The organism is Streptomyces sp. G5(2025) (assembly GCF_049542075.1).
Classification (GTDB): Bacteria; Actinomycetota; Actinomycetes; order Streptomycetales; family Streptomycetaceae; genus Streptomyces.
The window spans coordinates 1,721,406-1,741,390 of the sequence record NZ_JBMUZT010000002.1; the positions used below are offsets into that span (position 1 = coordinate 1,721,406).

Genomic DNA, 19,985 nt, shown 5'->3' on the forward strand with positions numbered 1-19,985 from the left:
TATTTTTCTGCACGGTACGAAAAGGCCGGGGGGTCCGGCGGAAGATTGTGAGGAGACAGGTGTCTGAGCTCTCGACCATTCGGCACGGTCTGACCAGTGCGCAGCACGAGGTGTGGCTCGCTCAGCAGCTGGATCCGCGCGGCGCGCACTACAAGACCGGCTCCTGCCTGGAGATCGAAGGACCGCTGGACCATGCCGTGCTGAGCGCGGCCCTGCGGCACACCGTGGCCGAGACCGAGACCCTTCGCTCGCGCTTCCTCACCGACGAGCAGGGCCGCCCGTACCGCGCCCACTGCCCCGTCGCCCCGGAGGGCTCGAACGCCACCGAGGACCCGAACGGCGTGCCCTACACCCCTGTGCTGCTACGGCACTTCGACCTCACCGGACACCAGGACCCGCGGGCCGAGGCGCTGCGCTGGATGGAGCGCGACCGCGCGACCCCGGTGGCCCTGGACCGGCCGGGACTCAGCAGCCACGCGCTGTTCACGCTCGGCGGCGGCCGGCACATGTACTACCTGGGCGTCCACCACATCATCATCGACGGCACGAGCATGGCCCTGTTCTACGAGCGGCTCGCCGAGGTGTACCGCGCCCTGACGGACGGACGTGAGATACCGCCCGGCTCCTTCGGTGACATGGACAGGATGGTCACCAACGAGGAGACCTACCGCGCGTCCGCCCGGCACGCCAAGGACCGCGCCTACTGGACCGGCCTGTTCGCCGACCGCCCCGAGCCCGTCTCGCTCACCGGCCGCGGCAGCGGACTCGTCCTGGCCGGCACCGTGGTGAGCCGCCGCCTGGGCCCCGAGCGCACGGCTGTGCTCGACCGCGCCGCCGAGGCGACGGGCTCCCCCTGGGCCCGCGTGGTGATCGCCGGTGTGGGCGCCTTCCTGCACCGGATGACGGGCGCGCGGGACATCGTGGTGTCCGTCCCGGTCACCGGCCGGTACGGCGCCAACGCCCGCACCACGCCCGGTATGGTCTCCAACCGGCTTCCGCTGCGCCTCGCCGTGCGCCCGGAGCAGACCTTCGCGCAGCTGATCGAGCACGTCTCCGAAGGTCTGAGCGGCCTCATGGCGCACAGCCGCTACCGCGGCGAGGACCTGAACCGTGAACTCGGCGGCTCGGGCGTGGCAGGGCCGACGGTCAACGTCATGCCCTACATACGGCCGGTCGACTTCGGCGGCGCGCTCGGCGAGATGCGCAGCATCAGCTCGGGCCCGACGACCGACCTGAACTTCGTTCTGACCGGCACTCCCGAGACCGGGCTCCGCGTCGACTTCGAGGGCAACCCGCAGGTGTACGACGCCCGGGACCTGGCCTCGCTCCAGGAGCGCTTCGTCCGGTTCGTCGAGGACCTGGCGGCCGATCCCGGCGCGCCCGTCGACGAGGTCGCGCTGCTCGCGCCGGACGAGCGCCGCCGCATCCTGACGGAGTGGAACGACACGGCGCACGAGGTGCCCGACGCGACGCTGCCCCAGCTCCTCGCCGAGCAGGCCGCCCGCACCCCGGAGCACGAGGCCGTCGCCTACGAGGGCACCTCACTGACGTACGCGGAACTGGACGCCCGGGCCGAGGAGTTGGCCAGGTCCCTGGTCGACCGCGAGAGCCGGCCCGAGCGGTTCGTCGCGGTCGCGGTGCCCCGCTCGACGGAGCTCGTCGTCTCCTTGCTCGCCGTGCTGAAGTCGGGCGCGGCGTACGTGCCCGTCGACCCCGGATATCCGGCGGACCGCATCGCGCACATCCTGCGCGACGCGGGCGCCATGCTCGTCCTGACCACGCGCGACACCGAGGAGCGGCTGCCGCAGGACGGCACCCCCCGGCTCGTGCTCGACGGCCCCGGCCGTGCGCCAGAGCCCGCCGCAGCGGCGCCGGCAGCGACCCTCGACCCGTGCCACCCCGCCTACGTCATCTACACCTCGGGGTCCACCGGCCGCCCCAAGGGCGTCGTCATCTCCCACCGGTCCATCGTCAACCGCCTTGCCTGGATGCAGGACACGTACGGCCTCGACTCCGGTGACCGGGTGCTCCAGAAGACCCCTTCCGGCTTCGACGTGTCCGTGTGGGAGTTCTTCTGGCCGCTGACTCAGGGCGCCACACTGGTCGTCGCGCGCCCCGACGGCCATCTGGACCCGGCCTATCTGGCCGACACCGTCCGGCGCCAGGGCATCACCACCCTGCACTTCGTGCCGTCGATGCTCGACGTGTTCCTGCGCGAGCCCGCCGCGGCGTCGCTGACGGGTCTGCGCCGCGTCTTCTGTAGCGGCGAGGCGCTCTCGGCCGAGCTCAGCGCACGGTTCAAGGCGGTGTCGGACGTCCCGCTGCACAACCTGTACGGGCCCACGGAAGCCGCCGTCGACGTGACGTACTGGCCGTGCGCGAAGGACATGGGGTCCGGCCCGGTGCCGATCGGCCGCCCGGTATGGAACACCCGGATGTACGTGCTCGACGCCGCGCTGCGGCCGGTGCCCGCGGGCACGCCCGGCGAGCTGTACATCGCCGGTGTCCAGCTCGCCCGCGGCTACCTGGGCCGTCCCGGCCTGAGCGCCGAGCGCTTCACCGCCGATCCGCACGGCGGGCCGGGCAGCCGGATGTACCGCACGGGCGACCTCGCCCGCTGGAACCACGACGGCAGCCTCGACTACCTCGGCCGCGCCGACCAGCAGGTCAAGCTGCGCGGCTTCCGCATCGAACTCGGCGAGATCGAGGCCGTCCTCGTCCGGCAGCCGGAGGTCGCCCAGGCCGCCGTGGTGCTGCGCGAGGACCGGCCCGGCGACCAGCGCCTGGTCGCCTATACGGTCCTCACGGACACGGATGCCCCGGACGACGGCAGGCCGCTCTTCGGCACCCTCAGCGCCCGGTTGCGTGAGCTGCTGCCCGACTACATGATGCCCTCGGCGTACGTCACGCTGCCGGACCTTCCGGTCACCCCGAACGGCAAGCTCGACCGCAGGGCCCTGCCCGCTCCCGACCGCACGGAGCGGTCCGGCGGCCGTGCGCCGCGCACGGCGCGCGAGGAGCTCCTGTGCGCGCTGTTCGCCGAGGTCCTCGGGGTGGACGAGGTCGGCATCGACGACAGCTTCTTCGACCTGGGCGGCCACTCGCTGCTCGCCACGCAGCTGATCAGCCGGCTGCGCGCCGCACTCGGCGCGGAACTGTCGATCCAGCAGGTCTTCGAGTCGCCGAGCGTGGCCGAGCTCGCCGTGGCGCTCCAGGGCGCGGGGCGGGCCCGTACGGCGGTCACCGCCCGGCAGCGGCCCGACCGCCTTCCGCTTTCCTTCGCCCAGCAACGCCTCTGGTTCATCCAGCAGTTCGAGGGCCCATCGCCGCTGTACAACATCCCGGCGGCGCTGCGGCTCACCGGCCCGGTGGACGCCGAAGCCCTCGCGGCGGCGATCGGTGACGTGGTCACCCGGCACGAGAGCCTGCGCACGGTCTTCGCGGAGGACGAGCACGGCCCCCACCAGGTGATCCTGTCACCGGAGCAGGCCAAGGTCCGCCTGGAGACCCTCGACAGCGACGCACAGCGGCTGACCGAGGACATCGCCCGGGGGGCCCGTCACCCCTTCGACCTCACCAGTGAAGTCCCGCTGCGCACCACCCTGTTGCGCCTCGCGCCGGACGAGTACGTGCTGCTGCTCGTGCTGCACCACATCGCCGGGGACGGCTGGTCCCTGGCCCCGCTCGCCCATGACCTGGGCACCGCCTACGCCGCCCGGCTCGACGGCGCGGCCCCCGGCTGGGAGCCGCTGCCGGTCCAGTACGCCGACTACACCCTCTGGCAGCACGAACTCCTGGGCGCCGACGAGGACAGCGGCAGCGAGAGCGCCCAGCAGCTCGCCCACTGGAAGCGGGCGCTCGCGGGCCTGCCCGAGCGGCTCGAACTGCCCACCGACCGGCCGCGTCCCGCACGCCGCGACAACGCCGGTGACCGGCTCGACCTGACCGTGCCCGCCGATCTGCACCGCTCGCTCGCAGGACTGGCCACCGAGACGCGGACCAGTGTCTTCATGGTGCTCCAGGCAGCACTCGCCGGTTTGCTGACCCGGCTCGGCGCGGGTGAGGACGTACCGATCGGCTCCACCATCGCGGGGCGCACCGACGCGGCGGTGGAGAACCTCATCGGCTTCTTCGTCAACACGCTCGTGCTGCGCACGGACACCAGCGGCGACCCGACCTTCCGTGAGCTCGTCGGCCGGGTCCGGGACACCGACCTGGCCGCCTACGCCCACCAGGACCTGCCCTTCGAGCGGCTCGTCGAGGCGCTCAACCCGGACCGCAGCACGTCCCACCACCCCTTGTTCCAGGTGGCGTTGACGTTCGACACCACGCAGCAGGAGGCCCTGGGCGAGCTGGGCAGGCTGCCCGGCATCAGCACGACGCGGCTGCCCGTGCACACCGGGCTCTCCCGGTTCGACATCGTGTTCGCGTTCGACGAGAGCCGTGACGCCGATGGCGAAGCGGCGGGGCTCGACGTCGCGGTGGAGTTCAGCACCGAGCTGTTCGACGCCGGGACCGTCGTCACCCTCACCGAGCGGCTGCTGCGGCTCCTCACGGAGGTCGTCGCGGATCCCGACGTGCGCCTGGGCGCACTGGATGTCCTGGCGCCCGGGGAACACCGCGAGCTGCTCGTGGCGGCCAACGGCCCGTCGTCCGCGACTGAGGCCGCCGAGACCGCCGAGGCCACGCTGGTGGAGCTCTTCGAACGGCAGGCCGCCAGGCACCCCGACCGCACGGCACTGACCTTCGACGGCACATCCCTGTCGTACGCCGAGCTCAACGCGCGCGCCAACCGCCTCGCCCGGCTCCTCGTCGCCCGCGGGGCCGGGCCTGACGCCCTGGTCGCCCTCGCCCTGCCCCGCTCGGCGGAGCTGGTCGTCGCGCTGCTCGCCGTGGTCAAGTCGGGTGCCGCCTATGTGCCGCTCGACCCCGGCTATCCGGCCGACCGGCTCGCCTACGCGCTGTCCGACGCGGCGCCCAGCGTCCTGCTCACCGACCGCGACACCGCCGAGCGGCTGCCCGCGCACGCGGTGCCGTGTGTCCTCATCGGCGACGGCACGGACGCGTACGGCTCGGACGACCTCGCCCAGAGCGAGCGGGTCAGACCGCTCGACCCGCGGGACACCGCGTACGTCATCTACACCTCCGGCTCGACGGGGCGGCCCAAGGGGGTGGCCGTGCCGCACCACAACGTCGTGCGGCTGTTCTCCGCCACCGAGCACTGGTTCGGCTTCGACGAGCAGGACGTGTGGACGCTCTTCCACTCCTACGCGTTCGACTTCTCCGTGTGGGAGCTGTGGGGTCCCCTGCTGCACGGCGGCAGGCTCGTCGTCGTACCGCACGACGTCAGCCGCGATCCCGCCGCGTTCCTCACCCTGCTCGCGCGGGAGCGGGTCACCATCCTGAACCAGACGCCGTCGGCGTTCTACCAGCTGGCGGCGGCCGACCGCGAGCTACGGCCCGAACTCGTCCTGCGGCACGTGGTGTTCGGCGGTGAGGCGCTCGACCTGTCCCGGCTCGCCGACTGGTACGAGCGGCACGGCGATGACGCCCCCGTTCTGGTCAACATGTACGGCATCACCGAAACCACCGTCCACGTCTCCCACTTCGCCCTCGACCGGGCCACCGCGGCGGCCTCCTCGGCGAGCACCATCGGCGTCAACATCCCCGACCTGCGGGTCTACGTCCTCGACGACCGGCTGCGGCCCACCGCGCCCGGCGTGACCGGCGAGATGTACGTCGCCGGCGCCGGCCTCGCCCGCGGCTACCTGGGACGCCCGGGACTCACCGCCGACCGCTTCCCCGCCGACCCCTACGGGGCTCTCTTCGGCGAGCCCGGCACCCGGATGTACCGCACGGGCGACCTGGCCAGGCGCCGCACCGACGGCGGCCTCGACTACCTGGGGCGCGCGGACCAGCAGGTGAAGATCCGCGGCTTCCGGATCGAGCTCGGCGAGATCGAGGCCGTGCTCGCGGCCCACCCCCGCGTCGACGACGTGGCCGTGCTCGCGCGTGAGGACACCCCGGGCGACCTGCGGCTCGTCGCGTACGTCGTGACCGGTGCGGACGTCACTGCCCGTGCGCTGCACGACCACGCCGCCGCCCAACTGCCCGACTACATGATCCCGTCGGCGTTCGTCACCCTGGACGCCCTGCCGCTGACGCCCAACGGCAAGCTCGACGGCAAGGCACTGCCCGCCCCCGCGCACGCGGGGCAGGTGACGGGACGCGCGCCGCGCGGTCCGCGCGAGGAGATCCTGTGCGCCCTGTTCGTCGAGGTGCTCGCGGTCTCCCGCCTGACCATCGACGACAACTTCTTCGACCTGGGCGGCCACTCCCTGCTCGCCACCAAGCTCGCGGGCCGCATCCGCGGCACCCTGGGCGTCGAGCTCTCCGTGCGCCAGCTCTTCGAGACGCCCACGGTCGCCGGGCTCTCCGCCGCCCTTGCGCAGGCGGAGCACGCCAGGACGCCGCTCACGGCCGGGGTCCGCCCCGAACGGCTTCCGCTGTCGTACGCCCAGCAGCGGCTGTGGTTCCTGCACCGACTCGAAGGTCCCTCGCCCACCTACAACATCACCGGCGCGCTGCGGCTGACCGGCGGGCTCGACGCGGAGGCACTGCGCGCGGCCTTCCAGGACGTGATCACCCGCCACGAGAGCCTGCGGACCGTCTTCACGGAGGACGGGCAGGGCGCGCGGCAGACCATCCTGGACGCCGACGACGTGCGCTTCGAACTGCCGCTGACCGACACCGGCGAGGACCAGCTCGACGAGCGGCTCGAACGGGCCGCCCGGCACTGCTTCGACCTGCGGACCGACATCCCCGTGAAGGCGGAGCTGTTCCGGCTCTCCGGTGACGAGCACGTGCTGCTTCTGATGATTCATCACATCGCGGGCGACGGCTGGTCCCTGGGCCCGCTGATCCGGGACCTGGCCGATTCCTACACGGCCCGCGCAGCGGGCCGGGCCCCGGCCCTGCCGCCCCTGCCCGTGCAGTACGCCGACTTCGCCCTGTGGCAGCGCACCTCGCTCGGGGAGGCGTCCGACGCGGCGACCCCGGCGGGGCGCCAGCTCGCCCACTGGAAGCAGGCCCTGGCCGGGGTGCCCGACCGGCTCGAACTGCCCGCGGACCGGCCGCACCCGGCCGCCGCGTCGCACCGCGGCAGCCGCGTCCCGCTGGCCGTGCCCGCGGAGCTGCACCGGGGGGCCGCCGAACTGGCCAAGGAGTCACGCACCAGCGTCTTCATGGTGCTCCAGGCGGCGCTGGCCACCCTGCTCTCCCGCATGGGCGCCGGTGATGACATTCCCCTCGGCACGCCGGTGGCGGGGCGGACCGACGAGGCCGTGGACCAGGTCGTCGGGTTCTTCGTCAACACCCTGGTGCTGCGCACCGACACGGGCGGCAACCCCACGTTCCGCGAGCTGCTCGACCGGGTACGCGACACCGACCTGACCGCCTACGACCACCAGAACCTGCCCTTCGAGCACCTGGTGGATGCCCTCAGCCCGACCAGGTCGCTCTCCCACAACCCGCTGTTCCAGGTCCTGTTGAGCCTGGACACCACCCAGCAGGACGCGCTCGCCGCGATGGCCTCGACCGGTCTCGGCGTGACGCTGATGCCCGTCGCCACCGGGGTCTCCAAGGTCGACCTGGCCTTCGAGATCGCCGAGCACCGTAACGCCGACGGCACTCCGGCGGGCCTGTTCGGCGCGGCCGAGTACAGCACCGACCTCTTCGACGAGAGCACGGTCACCGCGCTGGTGGACCGCTTCCTGCGGCTCCTCGGCGCCCTGGTCGCCGAGCCGGGACGGCACATCGGTGACGTCGACGTCCTGAGCGAGGAGGAGCTGGCGCGCGTCCTGGTCGAGTGGAACGACACACCGCGCAAGCCGGTCGGCCAGACCTTCGCCGCGTACGTCGAAGACCATGCGGCGAAGGCGCCGGAGCGCGCCGCGGTCGAGTTCCACGGGCAGGTCCTGTCCTACGGCGAGCTGAACGAGCGGGCCAACCGCCTGGCCCGCCGTTTCCTCGAACTCGGCGCGGGCCCGGAGCAGTTCGTGGCGATGGCCCTGCCGCGCTCGGCCGACCTGATCGTCGCCGCCCTCGCCGCCTTCAAGGCGGGCGCGGCCTACCTGCCAGTCGACCCCGCCTACCCCGCCGAGCGGATCACCCACCTCCTCGACGACGCCTCACCCACGCTCGTCGTCACCACGTCCGCCATCGCCACCGGTCTCCCGGACACCGCCGTACCGCTGCTCCTGACCGACGGCGCCGAGACCGCGACGGCCGTCGAAGGGCTGCCCGCCCACGACGTCACCGACGCGGAGCGGCCGGCGCCGCTGCGGCCCGAGCACCCGGCGTACATGATCTACACGTCCGGCACCACGGGCCGGCCCAAGGGTGTCGTCGTCACCCACACCGGCCTGCCCGGTCTGGTCGACATCTTCACCCGCGACTGCGCGGCGGGTCCGGGCAGCCGGGTCCTACAGCACCTCTCCCCCAGCTTCGACGCGTCGTTCTGGGAGCTGGCGATGGGCCTGCTCACGGGCGCCACCCTCGTCATCGCGCCGCAGGAGACCACGCCGGGTCCCGAACTGGCCGACCTCGCGACCCGGCACGCGGCGACCCACCTCAGCCTGACGACGTCCGTCCTCGGACTGCTTCCCGAAGGCTCGCTGCCGGACGGGCTCACCCTCGTCGTCGGCGCGGAGTCGATCCCGCCCGAGCTGGTGGAGCGCTGGTCCGGCGGCCGTACGATGCTCAACTCCTACGGCCCCACGGAGACCACGGTCTGCTCGACCATGAGCGGGCCGCTGTCCGGGCCGCTCACCCCGCCCATCGGCTCCCCCGTCACCAACACCGCGGTGTACGTCCTGGACGCGGCCCTGCGTCCGGTCGCCCCCGGTGTGCCCGGCGAACTGTACGTGGCGGGACCGCACTTGGCGCGCGGCTACCACGACCGGCCCGCGCTTTCCGCCGAGCGGTTCGTGGCCAACCCCTTCGGGGCACCCGGCAGTCGCCTCTACCGGACCGGCGACCTGGTGCGCTGGCTGCCCGGCGGCGAGCTGGAGATCCTGGGGCGCGTCGACACCCAGGTCAAGATCCGCGGCCTGCGGATCGAGCCCACCGAGATCGAGGCCGTGATCACCGAGCGCCCGCACCTGGACAGGGCAGCCGTGATCGTACGGGAAGACCGGCCGGGTGACCGGCGGCTCGTGGCGTACGTGGTGCCCGAGCAGGGTCACGCCCTGGACGCCGCGGCGCTCCGCGCCGAACTGCGCGAGACCCTGCCCGACCATATGATCCCGACGGCGTTCGTCTCCCTCGACGCGCTGCCGCTGACGATCAACGGCAAGCTGGACCGCAAGGCGCTGCCCGCCCCCGACTACTCCGTCCGGCCGACCGGGCGCGCCGCCCGCACCCCGCGGGAGCGGCTGCTGTGCGAGCTGTTCGCCGAGGCCCTTGGCGTGGCGTCCGTCGGCATCGACGACGGGTTCTTCGACCTCGGCGGCGACAGCATCCTGTCCATCCAGCTCGTCGGCCGGGCCCGCGCGGCAGGACTCGTCCTGTCGGTGCGTGACGTCTTCGAGCACCAGACGCCCGCGCTGCTCGCCGATGCCGCCACTGCCGAGGACGACGCCGGGCACGGCACGGACCGGCGGGAGCGGGGCGCCGACGTACCGGCGCACGGCCCGGCACCGCGCACCCCGATGATGGGCTGGTTCGCCGACCTCGGTTCGGCGGCCGCCGAGTTCAACCAGTCCCTGGTCCTTCGTGTGCCCGCCGACCTCGACCTCGACGCGCTCGGCGCCGCACTCCTGACCGTGCTCGACCACCATGACGCGCTGCGGATGCGGGTGGCCGACGACTGGACGATCCAGATCCCCGAGGCCGGTTCCGTCACGGTGGCCGACTGCCTGGTCCGGTACGACGCCACGGGGCTCGACGAGTCCGCACTCCGCTCGGCGGTGACCGAGCAGGCACGCGCGGCCCGCGCACGGCTCGCTCCGTCCGACGGCCGGATGCTCCAGGCCGTGTGGCTCGACCGGGGCGCCGGGGCGGGTGACGGCGCGCCCGCGCCGGACGGTCTGCTCGTGCTCGTCGCCAACCACCTGGTGATGGACGGCGTCACCTGGCGCATCCTCGTGCCCGACCTGGCGGCCGCCTACGCGGGAGACGCGCTCGCCCCGGTGGGCACGCCGTGGCGGCAGTGGGCGCTGTCCCTCGCGGACATCGCCGTGGAACCGCGGATCGAGGACGAGCTCGACCACTGGCGTTCGGTGCTCGGCGACACCCCGCGCACCCTGCACGCCGACCGCACGCGTGACACCCACGCGACGGCGGGCGAGATCACCGCCGAACTCGACGCGGAGACCACCGAGGCCCTGCTCACCTGGGTCCCCGGCGTCTGCCACGCGGCGATCAACGACGTGCTCCTGAGCGCCTTCGCCGTCGCCGTCGCCGAGTGGCGGCGCGGGCGCGGCGACGACTCCGACGCCCCCGTCGTGGTCGACCTGGAGAGCCACGGCCGCCACGAGGACGCCGTCCCGGGCTCCGAACTCAGCCGCACGGCCGGCTGGTTCACCTCCATGTACCCGGTCCTGCTGGCGCCGCCCGCCACGGCGGCCACCGGTGGCGCGTCGATGATCCACGCCCTGAAGGCCGTCAAGGAGCAGCTGCGCACCGTGCCGGGCGACGGCATCGGCTACGGCCTCCTTCGCCACCTCAACCCTCGCACCGGGGCCACCCTCGCCCCGCTCCCCGCACCCGACTTCGGCTTCAACTACCTCGGGCAGATCGGCCAGGGCGGCGCCCACGAAGGCCCCTGGACCATCGCGGGCGGAGACGTCGCGGGGATCGACGGCACCATGCCGCTGGCCCACCCCGTGGACCTCAACGCCGTGGCGAGCGAGACTTCTTCGGGCACCCGGCTGCGGGCGAGATGGACCTACGCCGCGTCCGAGCTGGATGCCCAGGACGCGCAGCGCCTCGCCGACGCCTGGTTCCGGGCGCTGAGGCAGCTCGTCGACGAGGCCCGCGGATCCGGCGCCGGCGGCCTCACCCCGTCGGACGTCACCCACCCGGAGCTCGACCAGGCAGACATCGAGCACCTGGAGCGGCTCGTGCCGGGCATCCAGGACGTCCTCCCGCTCGCGCCTCTCCAGGAGGGCTTCCTCTTCCTCAACCTGTACGACGAGAGCGCCCGTGACGTCTACGTGGGCCAGCTCTCCTTCGTACTCGAAGGGCGCTACGACGGGGAGCGCATGCGGGCCGCGGCGCAGGCGCTGCTGCGGCGGCACGCCAACCTGCGCGCCGGGTTCCGGCAGACCGCTTCGGGCGCATGGGTACAGGTCGTGCCCGCCGACGCTGAACTCGACTGGCGTGAGGCCGACTTGACCGCTCTCCCCGAAGGCGAGCGGCAGGCTGCGGCCGACCGGCTCGCTGCCGAGGACCGGGGTCGGCGCTTCGACCTGACGTGCCCGCCCCTGATGCGGTTCTCGGTCATCAGGACGGCCGTGGACCAGGTCCGCCTCGTCATGACGAACCATCACATCGTGCTCGACGGCTGGTCGATGCCACTGCTCCTGGAGGAACTGACCGAGCTGTACGTGTCCGGGGGCGACCCCGTGGGCCTGCCGCGGGTGCGCCCGTACCGCGACTATCTCTCCTGGCTCGGCGCCCGCGACCGCGACGGCGCCCAGGAGGCCTGGCAGAATTCCCTGGCCGGGCTCGACGAGGCGACGCTGCTCGCCGCCCCCTCTGACGCTCCTTCTTCTTCTGCTGCTTCCTCTCCTCATGCTTCCTCTGATGTCGGCGCGGTCGCGTCGGACCCGCTGAGCGTGCCGTTCGGCCTGGAAGCTGACGCCACCGCGGCCCTGGCCTCCTGGGCGCGGGGCCAGGGCGTGACGATGAACTCGGTGGTGCAGGGCGCCTGGGCACTGGCCCTGGCCCAGGCCACCGGCCGTGACGACGTCGTCTTCGGAGCCACCGTCTCCGGACGTCCGCCAGAGCTGCCGGGCGTCGAGTCGATGGTCGGCCTGTTCATCAACACCCTGCCCGTACGGGCCCGCATCGACCACGCCGAACCCGTCAGCGGCTTCTTCCGCCGCCTCCAGGCCGAACAGGCCCGCCTCCTGGACCACCAGTGGGCCGGCCTCGCCGACATCCAACGCTGGGCCGGACACACCGAACTCTTCGACACCGCCATGGTCTTCCAGAACTACCCGGTGAGCGCCGACGCGACGAGCGGGCTCTTCGGCGACCTGCGGGTGGCCGGATTCGACGCGGTCGAGAGCACCGACTTCACGGTCAACCTCGTTGCGCACACCCGGGGATCGGACCTGCGACTGCGGCTCGACTACCACGCGGACCTCTGCGAGGAGGAGCTGGCCCGGTCACTTGCGGACCGGGTGGTGCGGGTGCTTCAGGCGCTGGTCTCCGACGCCGATCTGCCCGTGGGACAACTGGACACCCTCGACCCCGTCCAGCGGGAACGGGTGCTGGTGGAGTGGAACGGGGCGACTACCGAGCTGCCTGACACACCACTGCACGAACTGGTGACCCAGCAAGCACTCCGAACGCCGGACGCCGTGGCGGTGGTATGCGAGGGTGACTCGTTCACCTACCAGGAACTGGACACACGCGCCAACCAGCTCGCCAGGCACCTGCTCCACCAGGGGCTCGGAGCAGAGCAGTTCGTGGCACTGGCTCTGCCGAAGTCACTGGACGCCGTTATCAGCATGCTCGGTGTTCTGAAGACCGGCGCCGCCTACCTGCCCATCGACCCCGAGTACCCGGCCGACCGCATCAGCTACATGCTCCAAGACGCCAACCCCGCCCTCACCCTGACCGAGCCGGTCCCGGCTGCGGCATACCAGGAGTACTCCACCGCCGAGATCACCGACGCCGAACGACGGGTGCCCCTCTCGTCCCGCCACCCCGCATACATGATCTACACCTCAGGCTCCACCGGCCGCCCCAAGGGCGTCATCATCGAACACCACGCCCTGGCCACCTACCTCCACCGAGCCCGCACCACCTACCACGCCACCACCGGCACCACCACCCTCCACTCCCCCCTCGCCTTCGACCTCACCATCACCGCCCTGTGGACCCCCCTCACCAACGGCGGCACCGTCCACCTCACCACCCTCGAAAACACCAGCACCCAACCAACCCTCATCAAAGCAACACCCAGCCACCTCCCCCTCCTCAACACCCTCCCCAACACCGCATCGCCCTCCCACACACTGATCCTGGGCGGCGAAGCCCTCCTAGCCGACCACCTCGCCACCTGGCACAACCAACACCCCGGCGTCCAAGTCATCAACGCCTACGGCCCCACCGAATCCACCGTCAACATCACCGACCACCACATCGACCCCACCACCCTCACCGAGGGACCCGTCCCCATCGGACGCCCCTTCGCCAACACCCAGGCCTACGTCCTCGACTCAGCCCTGCGCCCCGTCGCCCCCGGCACCACAGGCGAGCTCTACCTCGCCGGCGAACAACTCGCCCGCGGCTACCACAACCGCCCCGCCCTCACCGCCGAACGCTTCACCGCCAACCCCCACGGCACCCCCGGCAGCCGCATCTACCGCTCCGGCGACCTCGCCCACTGGAACCACAACGGCCACCTCATCTACGACGGACGCGCCGACCACCAGATCAAACTCCGCGGCCACCGCATCGAACTCGGCGAAATCCAAACCGCCCTCACCACACAACCAGGCATCACCCAAGCCACCGTCACCCTCCGCGAAGACCACCCCGGCGACCAACGCCTCATCGCCTACATCGTCACCGACCCCAACCACTGGGACCACACGGCCACCCACACCGCCCTCACCGCCCAACTCCCCCACTACATGGTCCCCTCAGCCATCGTCACCCTCGACACCCTCCCCCTCACCCCCAACGGCAAGCTCGACCACAAAGCCCTCCCCGCCCCCGACTACACCGCGGTCACAACAGGCCGAGCCCCGCGCAACCCCCGCGAAGAAATCCTCACCGGCCTCTACGCCGAGGTATTGGGCGTCGACCGCGTCACCATCGACGACGACTTCTTCGACCTGGGCGGCCACTCCCTCCTCGCCACCCGCCTCGTCAGCCGCATCCGCACCACCCTGGGCGCCGAGTTGTCCATCCGGCAGCTCTTCGAAACCCCCACCATCGCCGCCCTCTCCCACGCCCTCGACGCCTCCCACTCCGTCCGCACCTCCCTCACCGCGCGCCCCAGGCCCGAACGCATCCCCCTCTCCTACGCACAACAACGCCTCTGGTTCCTCCACCAGTTCGAGGGCCCTTCCTCCACCTACAACACCGTCACGACCCTCCGCCTCTCCGGCACGCTCGACGAGGACGCGCTGCGCACGGCGATCGACGACGTCGTTGCCCGGCACGAAAGCCTGCGCACCGTCTTCACCGAGGACGAGCAGGGTTCGTACCAGATCGTGCTGCCCACGGAGGCGGCCGAGACACCGTTCATGGTTGTCGACGTGGCGGAGGAGCAGCTCGACGACAGCCTGGCCGAGGCGGTCGGCCACTGCTTCGACCTCACTCTCGAACTCCCGCTACGCACCTGCCTGTTCCGTGTCTCCGAGCAGGAGCACGTACTGCTCCTGCTCATCCACCACATCGCCAGCGACGCCTGGTCCCGCACCCCCCTGGCCCAGGACCTCACCGCCGCGTACGCCGCCCGCATGCGGAGCGATTCTCCCAAGTGGACGCCACTCTCCGTGCAGTACGCCGACTACTCCCTCTGGCAGCACGACGTCCTCGGCGACGACAGCGACGCGGACAGCACGGCGGGCAAGCAACTCGCCTATTGGACCGCGACGCTGGCCGGGCTTCCGGAGCAGCTCGATCTGCCCACCGACCGATCACGTCCCGCCGTCGCGAGCAACGAAGGCGACCGCATCCCGTTCACCCTCCCGGCAACACTGCACACGCGGCTGACGGAGCTGGCGCGTGCCACCAACACCAGCGCCTTCATGGTGGCCCAGGCCGCGGTCGCCGCGCTCCTCACGCGGCTCGGCGCGGGCGAGGACATCCCCGTCGGCACCCCGATCGCCGGACGCACCGACGACGCCACCGACCACCTCATCGGCCTCTTCATCAACACCCTCGTCCTGCGCACCGACACGGCAGGCGATCCCACCTTCCGCGAGCTGCTCGACCGCGTCCGCGACACCGACCTCTCCGCCTACGCCCAGCAGGACCTGCCCTTCGAGCGGCTCGTCGAGGCACTCAACCCGACCCGCTCCCTCTCGCACCACCCGCTCTTCCAGGTGCTGCTCACCTTCAACAACACCGATCACCAGGGTGCGTTGAGCGAGATCGCGCAGCTTCCGGGGCTCGACGTCTCGTACCGGGAGATCCAGCGGACGACCTCGAAGTTCGACCTGTCCTTCGGGTTCGCGGAGTCGTTCGACGAGGCACGCCGCCCCCAAGGCATCAGCGGGGCGCTGGACTTCAGCACCGACCTCTTCGAACGCACATCGGCCCAGGCCATCGCAGACCGCTTCGTCCGCCTGTTGGAGGCCGTGACCGCCGCTCCTGATCAGCGCATCGGCGACATCGACCTGCTCAGCGCTGTCGAGCGGCAGCGGGTGCTGGTGGAGTGGAACGGGGCGACTACCGAGCTGCCTGACACACCACTGCACGAACTGGTGACCCAGCAAGCACTCCATACGCCGAATGCCGTGGCGGTGGTATGCGAGGGTGACTCGTTCACCTACCAGGAGCTGGACCAGCGGGCGAACCAGCTCGCCAGGCACCTGCTCCACCAGGGGCTCGGAGCAGAGCAGTTCGTGGCACTGGCTCTGCCGAAGTCACTGGACGCCGTTATCAGCATGCTCGGTGTTCTGAAGACCGGCGCCGCCTACCTGCCGATCGACCCCGAGTACCCGGCCGACCGCATCAGCTACATGCTCCAAGACGCCAACCCCGCCCTCACACTGACCGAGCCGATCGCTCACACCGAGTACACGGACCAACCCGATTCTGAGATCACCGACGCCGAACGACGGGTGCCCCTCTCGTCCCGCCACCCCGCATACATGATCTACACCTCAGGCTCCACCGGCCGCCCCAAGGGCGTCATCATCGAACACCACGCCCTGGCCACCTACCTCCACCGAGCCCGCACCACCTACCACGCCACCACCGGCACCACCACCCTCCACTCCCCCCTCGCCTTCGACCTCACCATCACCGCCCTGTGGACCCCCCTCACCAACGGCGGCACCGTCCACCTCACCACCCTCGAAAACACCAGCACCCAACCAACCCTCATCAAAGCAACACCCAGCCACCTCCCCCTCCTCAACACCCTCCCCAACACCGCATCGCCCTCCCACACACTGATCCTGGGCGGCGAAGCCCTCCTAGCCGACCACCTCGCCACCTGGCACAACCAACACCCCGGCGTCCAAGTCATCAACGCCTACGGCCCCACCGAATCCACCGTCAACATCACCGACCACCACATCGACCCCACCACCCTCACCGAGGGACCCGTCCCCATCGGACGCCCCTTCGCCAACACCCAGGCCTACGTCCTCGACTCAGCCCTGCGCCCCGTCGCCCCCGGCACCACAGGCGAGCTCTACCTCGCCGGCGAACAACTCGCCCGCGGCTACCACAACCGCCCCGCCCTCACCGCCGAACGCTTCACCGCCAACCCCCACGGCACCCCCGGCAGCCGCATCTACCGCTCCGGCGACCTCGCCCACTGGAACCACAACGGCCACCTCATCTACGACGGACGCGCCGACCACCAGATCAAACTCCGCGGCCACCGCATCGAACTCGGCGAAATCCAAACCGCCCTCACCACACAACCAGGCATCACCCAAGCCACCGTCACCCTCCGCGAAGACCACCCCGGCGACCAACGCCTCATCGCCTACATCGTCACCGACCCCAACCACTGGGACCACACGGCCACCCACACCGCCCTCACCGCCCAACTCCCCCACTACATGGTCCCCTCAGCCATCGTCACCCTCAACACCCTCCCCCTCACCCCCAACGGCAAGCTCGACCACAAAGCCCTCCCCGCCCCCGACTACACCGCGGTCACAACAGGCCGAGCCCCGCGCAACCCCCGCGAAGAAATCCTCACCGGCCTCTACGCCGAGGTATTGGGCGTCGACCGCGTCACCATCGACGACGACTTCTTCGACCTGGGCGGCCACTCCCTCCTCGCCACCCGCCTCGTCAGCCGCGTACGCACGGCGTTGGGGATCGAGCTCTCCGTGCGGCAGTTCTTCGAGGCCCCGACCATCACCGCGCTGTCCGGTGCGCTCGACGGGGCCGGGCGTGCCCGTGCCGCTCTCACCGCGCGCCCCAGGCCCGAACGCATCCCCCTCTCCTACGCACAACAACGCCTCTGGTTCCTCCACCAGCTGGAAGGGCCCACCCCGACCTACAACATCCCCACCACCCTCCGCCTCACCGGCACCCTCGACCAGCACGCCCTGCACCAAGCCCTGCGCGACCTCGTCGCCCGCCACGAAAGCCTGCGCACCAGCTACTCCGAGGACGAGCACGGGCCCCGGCAGGTCATTCACGAGTTCACGCCCGAGATCCTGCCGTTGGCGGTGGTGGCCACGGACGAGGAGCAGTTGGAGACACGGCTCTCCGAGGCGGTTCACCACGCCTTCGACCTGACGGCCGACATCCCGGTGCGTGTCACGCTGTTCCGGGTGGGCGAGGAGGAGCACGTACTGCTCCTGCTCATCCACCACATCGCCAGCGACGCCTGGTCCCGCACCCCCCTGGCCCAGGACCTCACCGCCGCGTACACGGCCCGGTGCGCGGGCGACGCGCCCGGCTGGAAGCCACTGCCGGTCCAGTACGCCGACTACGCGCTGTGGCAGCGGCACATACTCGGCGACGACAGCGACGCGGACAGCACGGCTGGCAGGCAACTCGCCTATTGGGCGGCGCAGTTGGCCGGGCTCCCCGAGCAGCTCGACCTGCCCACCGACCGGCCGCGGCCCGCCGTCGCGAGCCAGGACGGAGGCCGGGTCGGGTTCACGCTCGACGCGGAACTGTACGAGCGCCTCACGGAGTTGGCGCGTACCACGCACACCAGCACGTTCATGGTGGTGCAGGCCGCGATCGCAGCGCTGCTCACCCGCCTCGGTGCGGGAGAGGACATTCCGATCGGCACACCGATCGCGGGGCGCACCGATGACGCGACGGAGAACCTTATCGGGTTCTTCATCAACACCCTGGTCCTGCGCACCGACACCAGCGGCAACCCCACCTTCAAGCAGCTCCTGGAGAACACGCGCCGCACCGACCTGGCCGCCTACGCGCACCAGGACCTGCCCTTCGAGCGGCTCGTCGAGGCACTCAACCCCACCCGTACGCTGGCCCATCACCCGCTGTTCCAGGTGATGCTCGTCCTGAGCACGGCGGAGACGGACCCCGACGCCTCGCTCGGTCTGCCGGGGCTTCGGGTCACCGCGGAGCGCAGCAGGCTCGGTGCGGCCAAGGTCGATCTCGCCTTCGCCCTCGCCGAGACGCGGGACGCCGACGGCAGGAGCAGCGGGCTGACCGGGGCCCTGGACTTCCGTACCGATCTGTTCGACCGGTCGACGGCGCAGTCCCTGGTGGAGCGGTTCATCCGGACCCTGGACGAGGTCACCGCGGCCCCTGACGTCCGCCTGTCCCAGGTGAGTGTCCTCAGCGACGCCGAGCGGCACTGGCTGCTCGGTGACGGGGCCTCGGCGAGCACGCTGGAGACCCTGGATGCGACGCTGCCCGAGCTGTTCGCGGCGCAGGTGGCCAGGACGCCGGACGCGCCGGCCGCCGTGCAGGGCGGGACGACGGTGTCGTACGCCGAACTCGACGCCCGTACGCACCGGTTGGCCCAGGTCCTGCGCCAGCAGGGCGTGCGGCCGGGGACGCCCGTGGTCATGCTGATGGAGCGGTCCTTGGCCCATGTCGTGGCCACCCTGGCCATCGCCAAGGCGGGCGGTGCCTATGTGCCGCTGCACGACACCTATCCGCTGGACCGCATGCGCTACGTCGTGGCGGACACCGCCGCCACCCTGGTCCTCACCGACCGGGCGGAGTCCGCGCGGGCCGCGGAGCTGGGTGCGCGGGTCCTGGTGGTGGACGAGCACGGCGTCCCGTCCGACGCGGCGCACGACGCCGGGCTGAGCGTGGGGCTGCGGCCGGAGGATCTCGCGTACGTGATGTACACGTCCGGTTCCACCGGTCTTCCCAAGGGGGTGGCCGTCACCCAGCGCGGCGTCGTGGACCTGGTCCGCGACCACTGCTGGCGGCCCGACGCGCACGAGCGGGTCCTCCTGCACGCCCCGCACGCCTTCGACGTGTCCTGCTACGAGCTGTGGGTGCCGCTCGTCTCCGGTGGCACGGTCGTCGTGGCACCGCCCGGGCACCTGGACGCCGCCGCGATCACCGAGCTCATCTCCGTCCACCGCATCACGGCGGTCCACCTCACCGCGGGCTTCTTCCGGGTCGTCGCGGAGGAGGCGCCGGAGTCCTTCGCCGGGGTGCGGGAGGTGCTGACCGGCGGTGACGTGGTGTCGCCCGCCGCGGTCGCCCGGGTTCTCGAACACGCCCCTGACACCGTGCTCCGTCACCTCTACGGGCCGACGGAGACCACGCTGTGCGTGACGCAGCACGAGATCGGGGCGCCCTACACGGCGCAGGGCAGCCTCCCGATCGGCCGACCGACGGGGAACACCCGGACGTACGTACTCGACCAGTACCTTCAGCCGGTCCCTGCCGGAGTGCCCGGCGAGCTGTTCATCTCCGGCAGCGGCCTGGCGCGCGGCTACCTGGACCGCCCCGACCTGACCTGCGAGCGGTTCGTCGCCGATCCGTTCGGCGGGGCGGGGGGCCGGATGTACCGCACGGGCGACCTGGTGCGGTACAACCCGGCGGGCGAGCTGGAGTACCTGGCGCGCGCCGACGACCAGGTCAAGATCCGCGGCTTC

1 pseudogene is annotated in these 19,985 nt (G+C 71.4%); it reads left to right on the forward strand.

Annotated features, from left to right (window positions below):
• Positions 1–59: 59 nt before the first annotated feature.
• Positions 60–19,961, forward strand: a pseudogene (locus ACOBQB_RS07960) (non-ribosomal peptide synthase/polyketide synthase); the annotation flags it as partial.
• Positions 19,962–19,985: the final 24 nt, after the last annotated feature.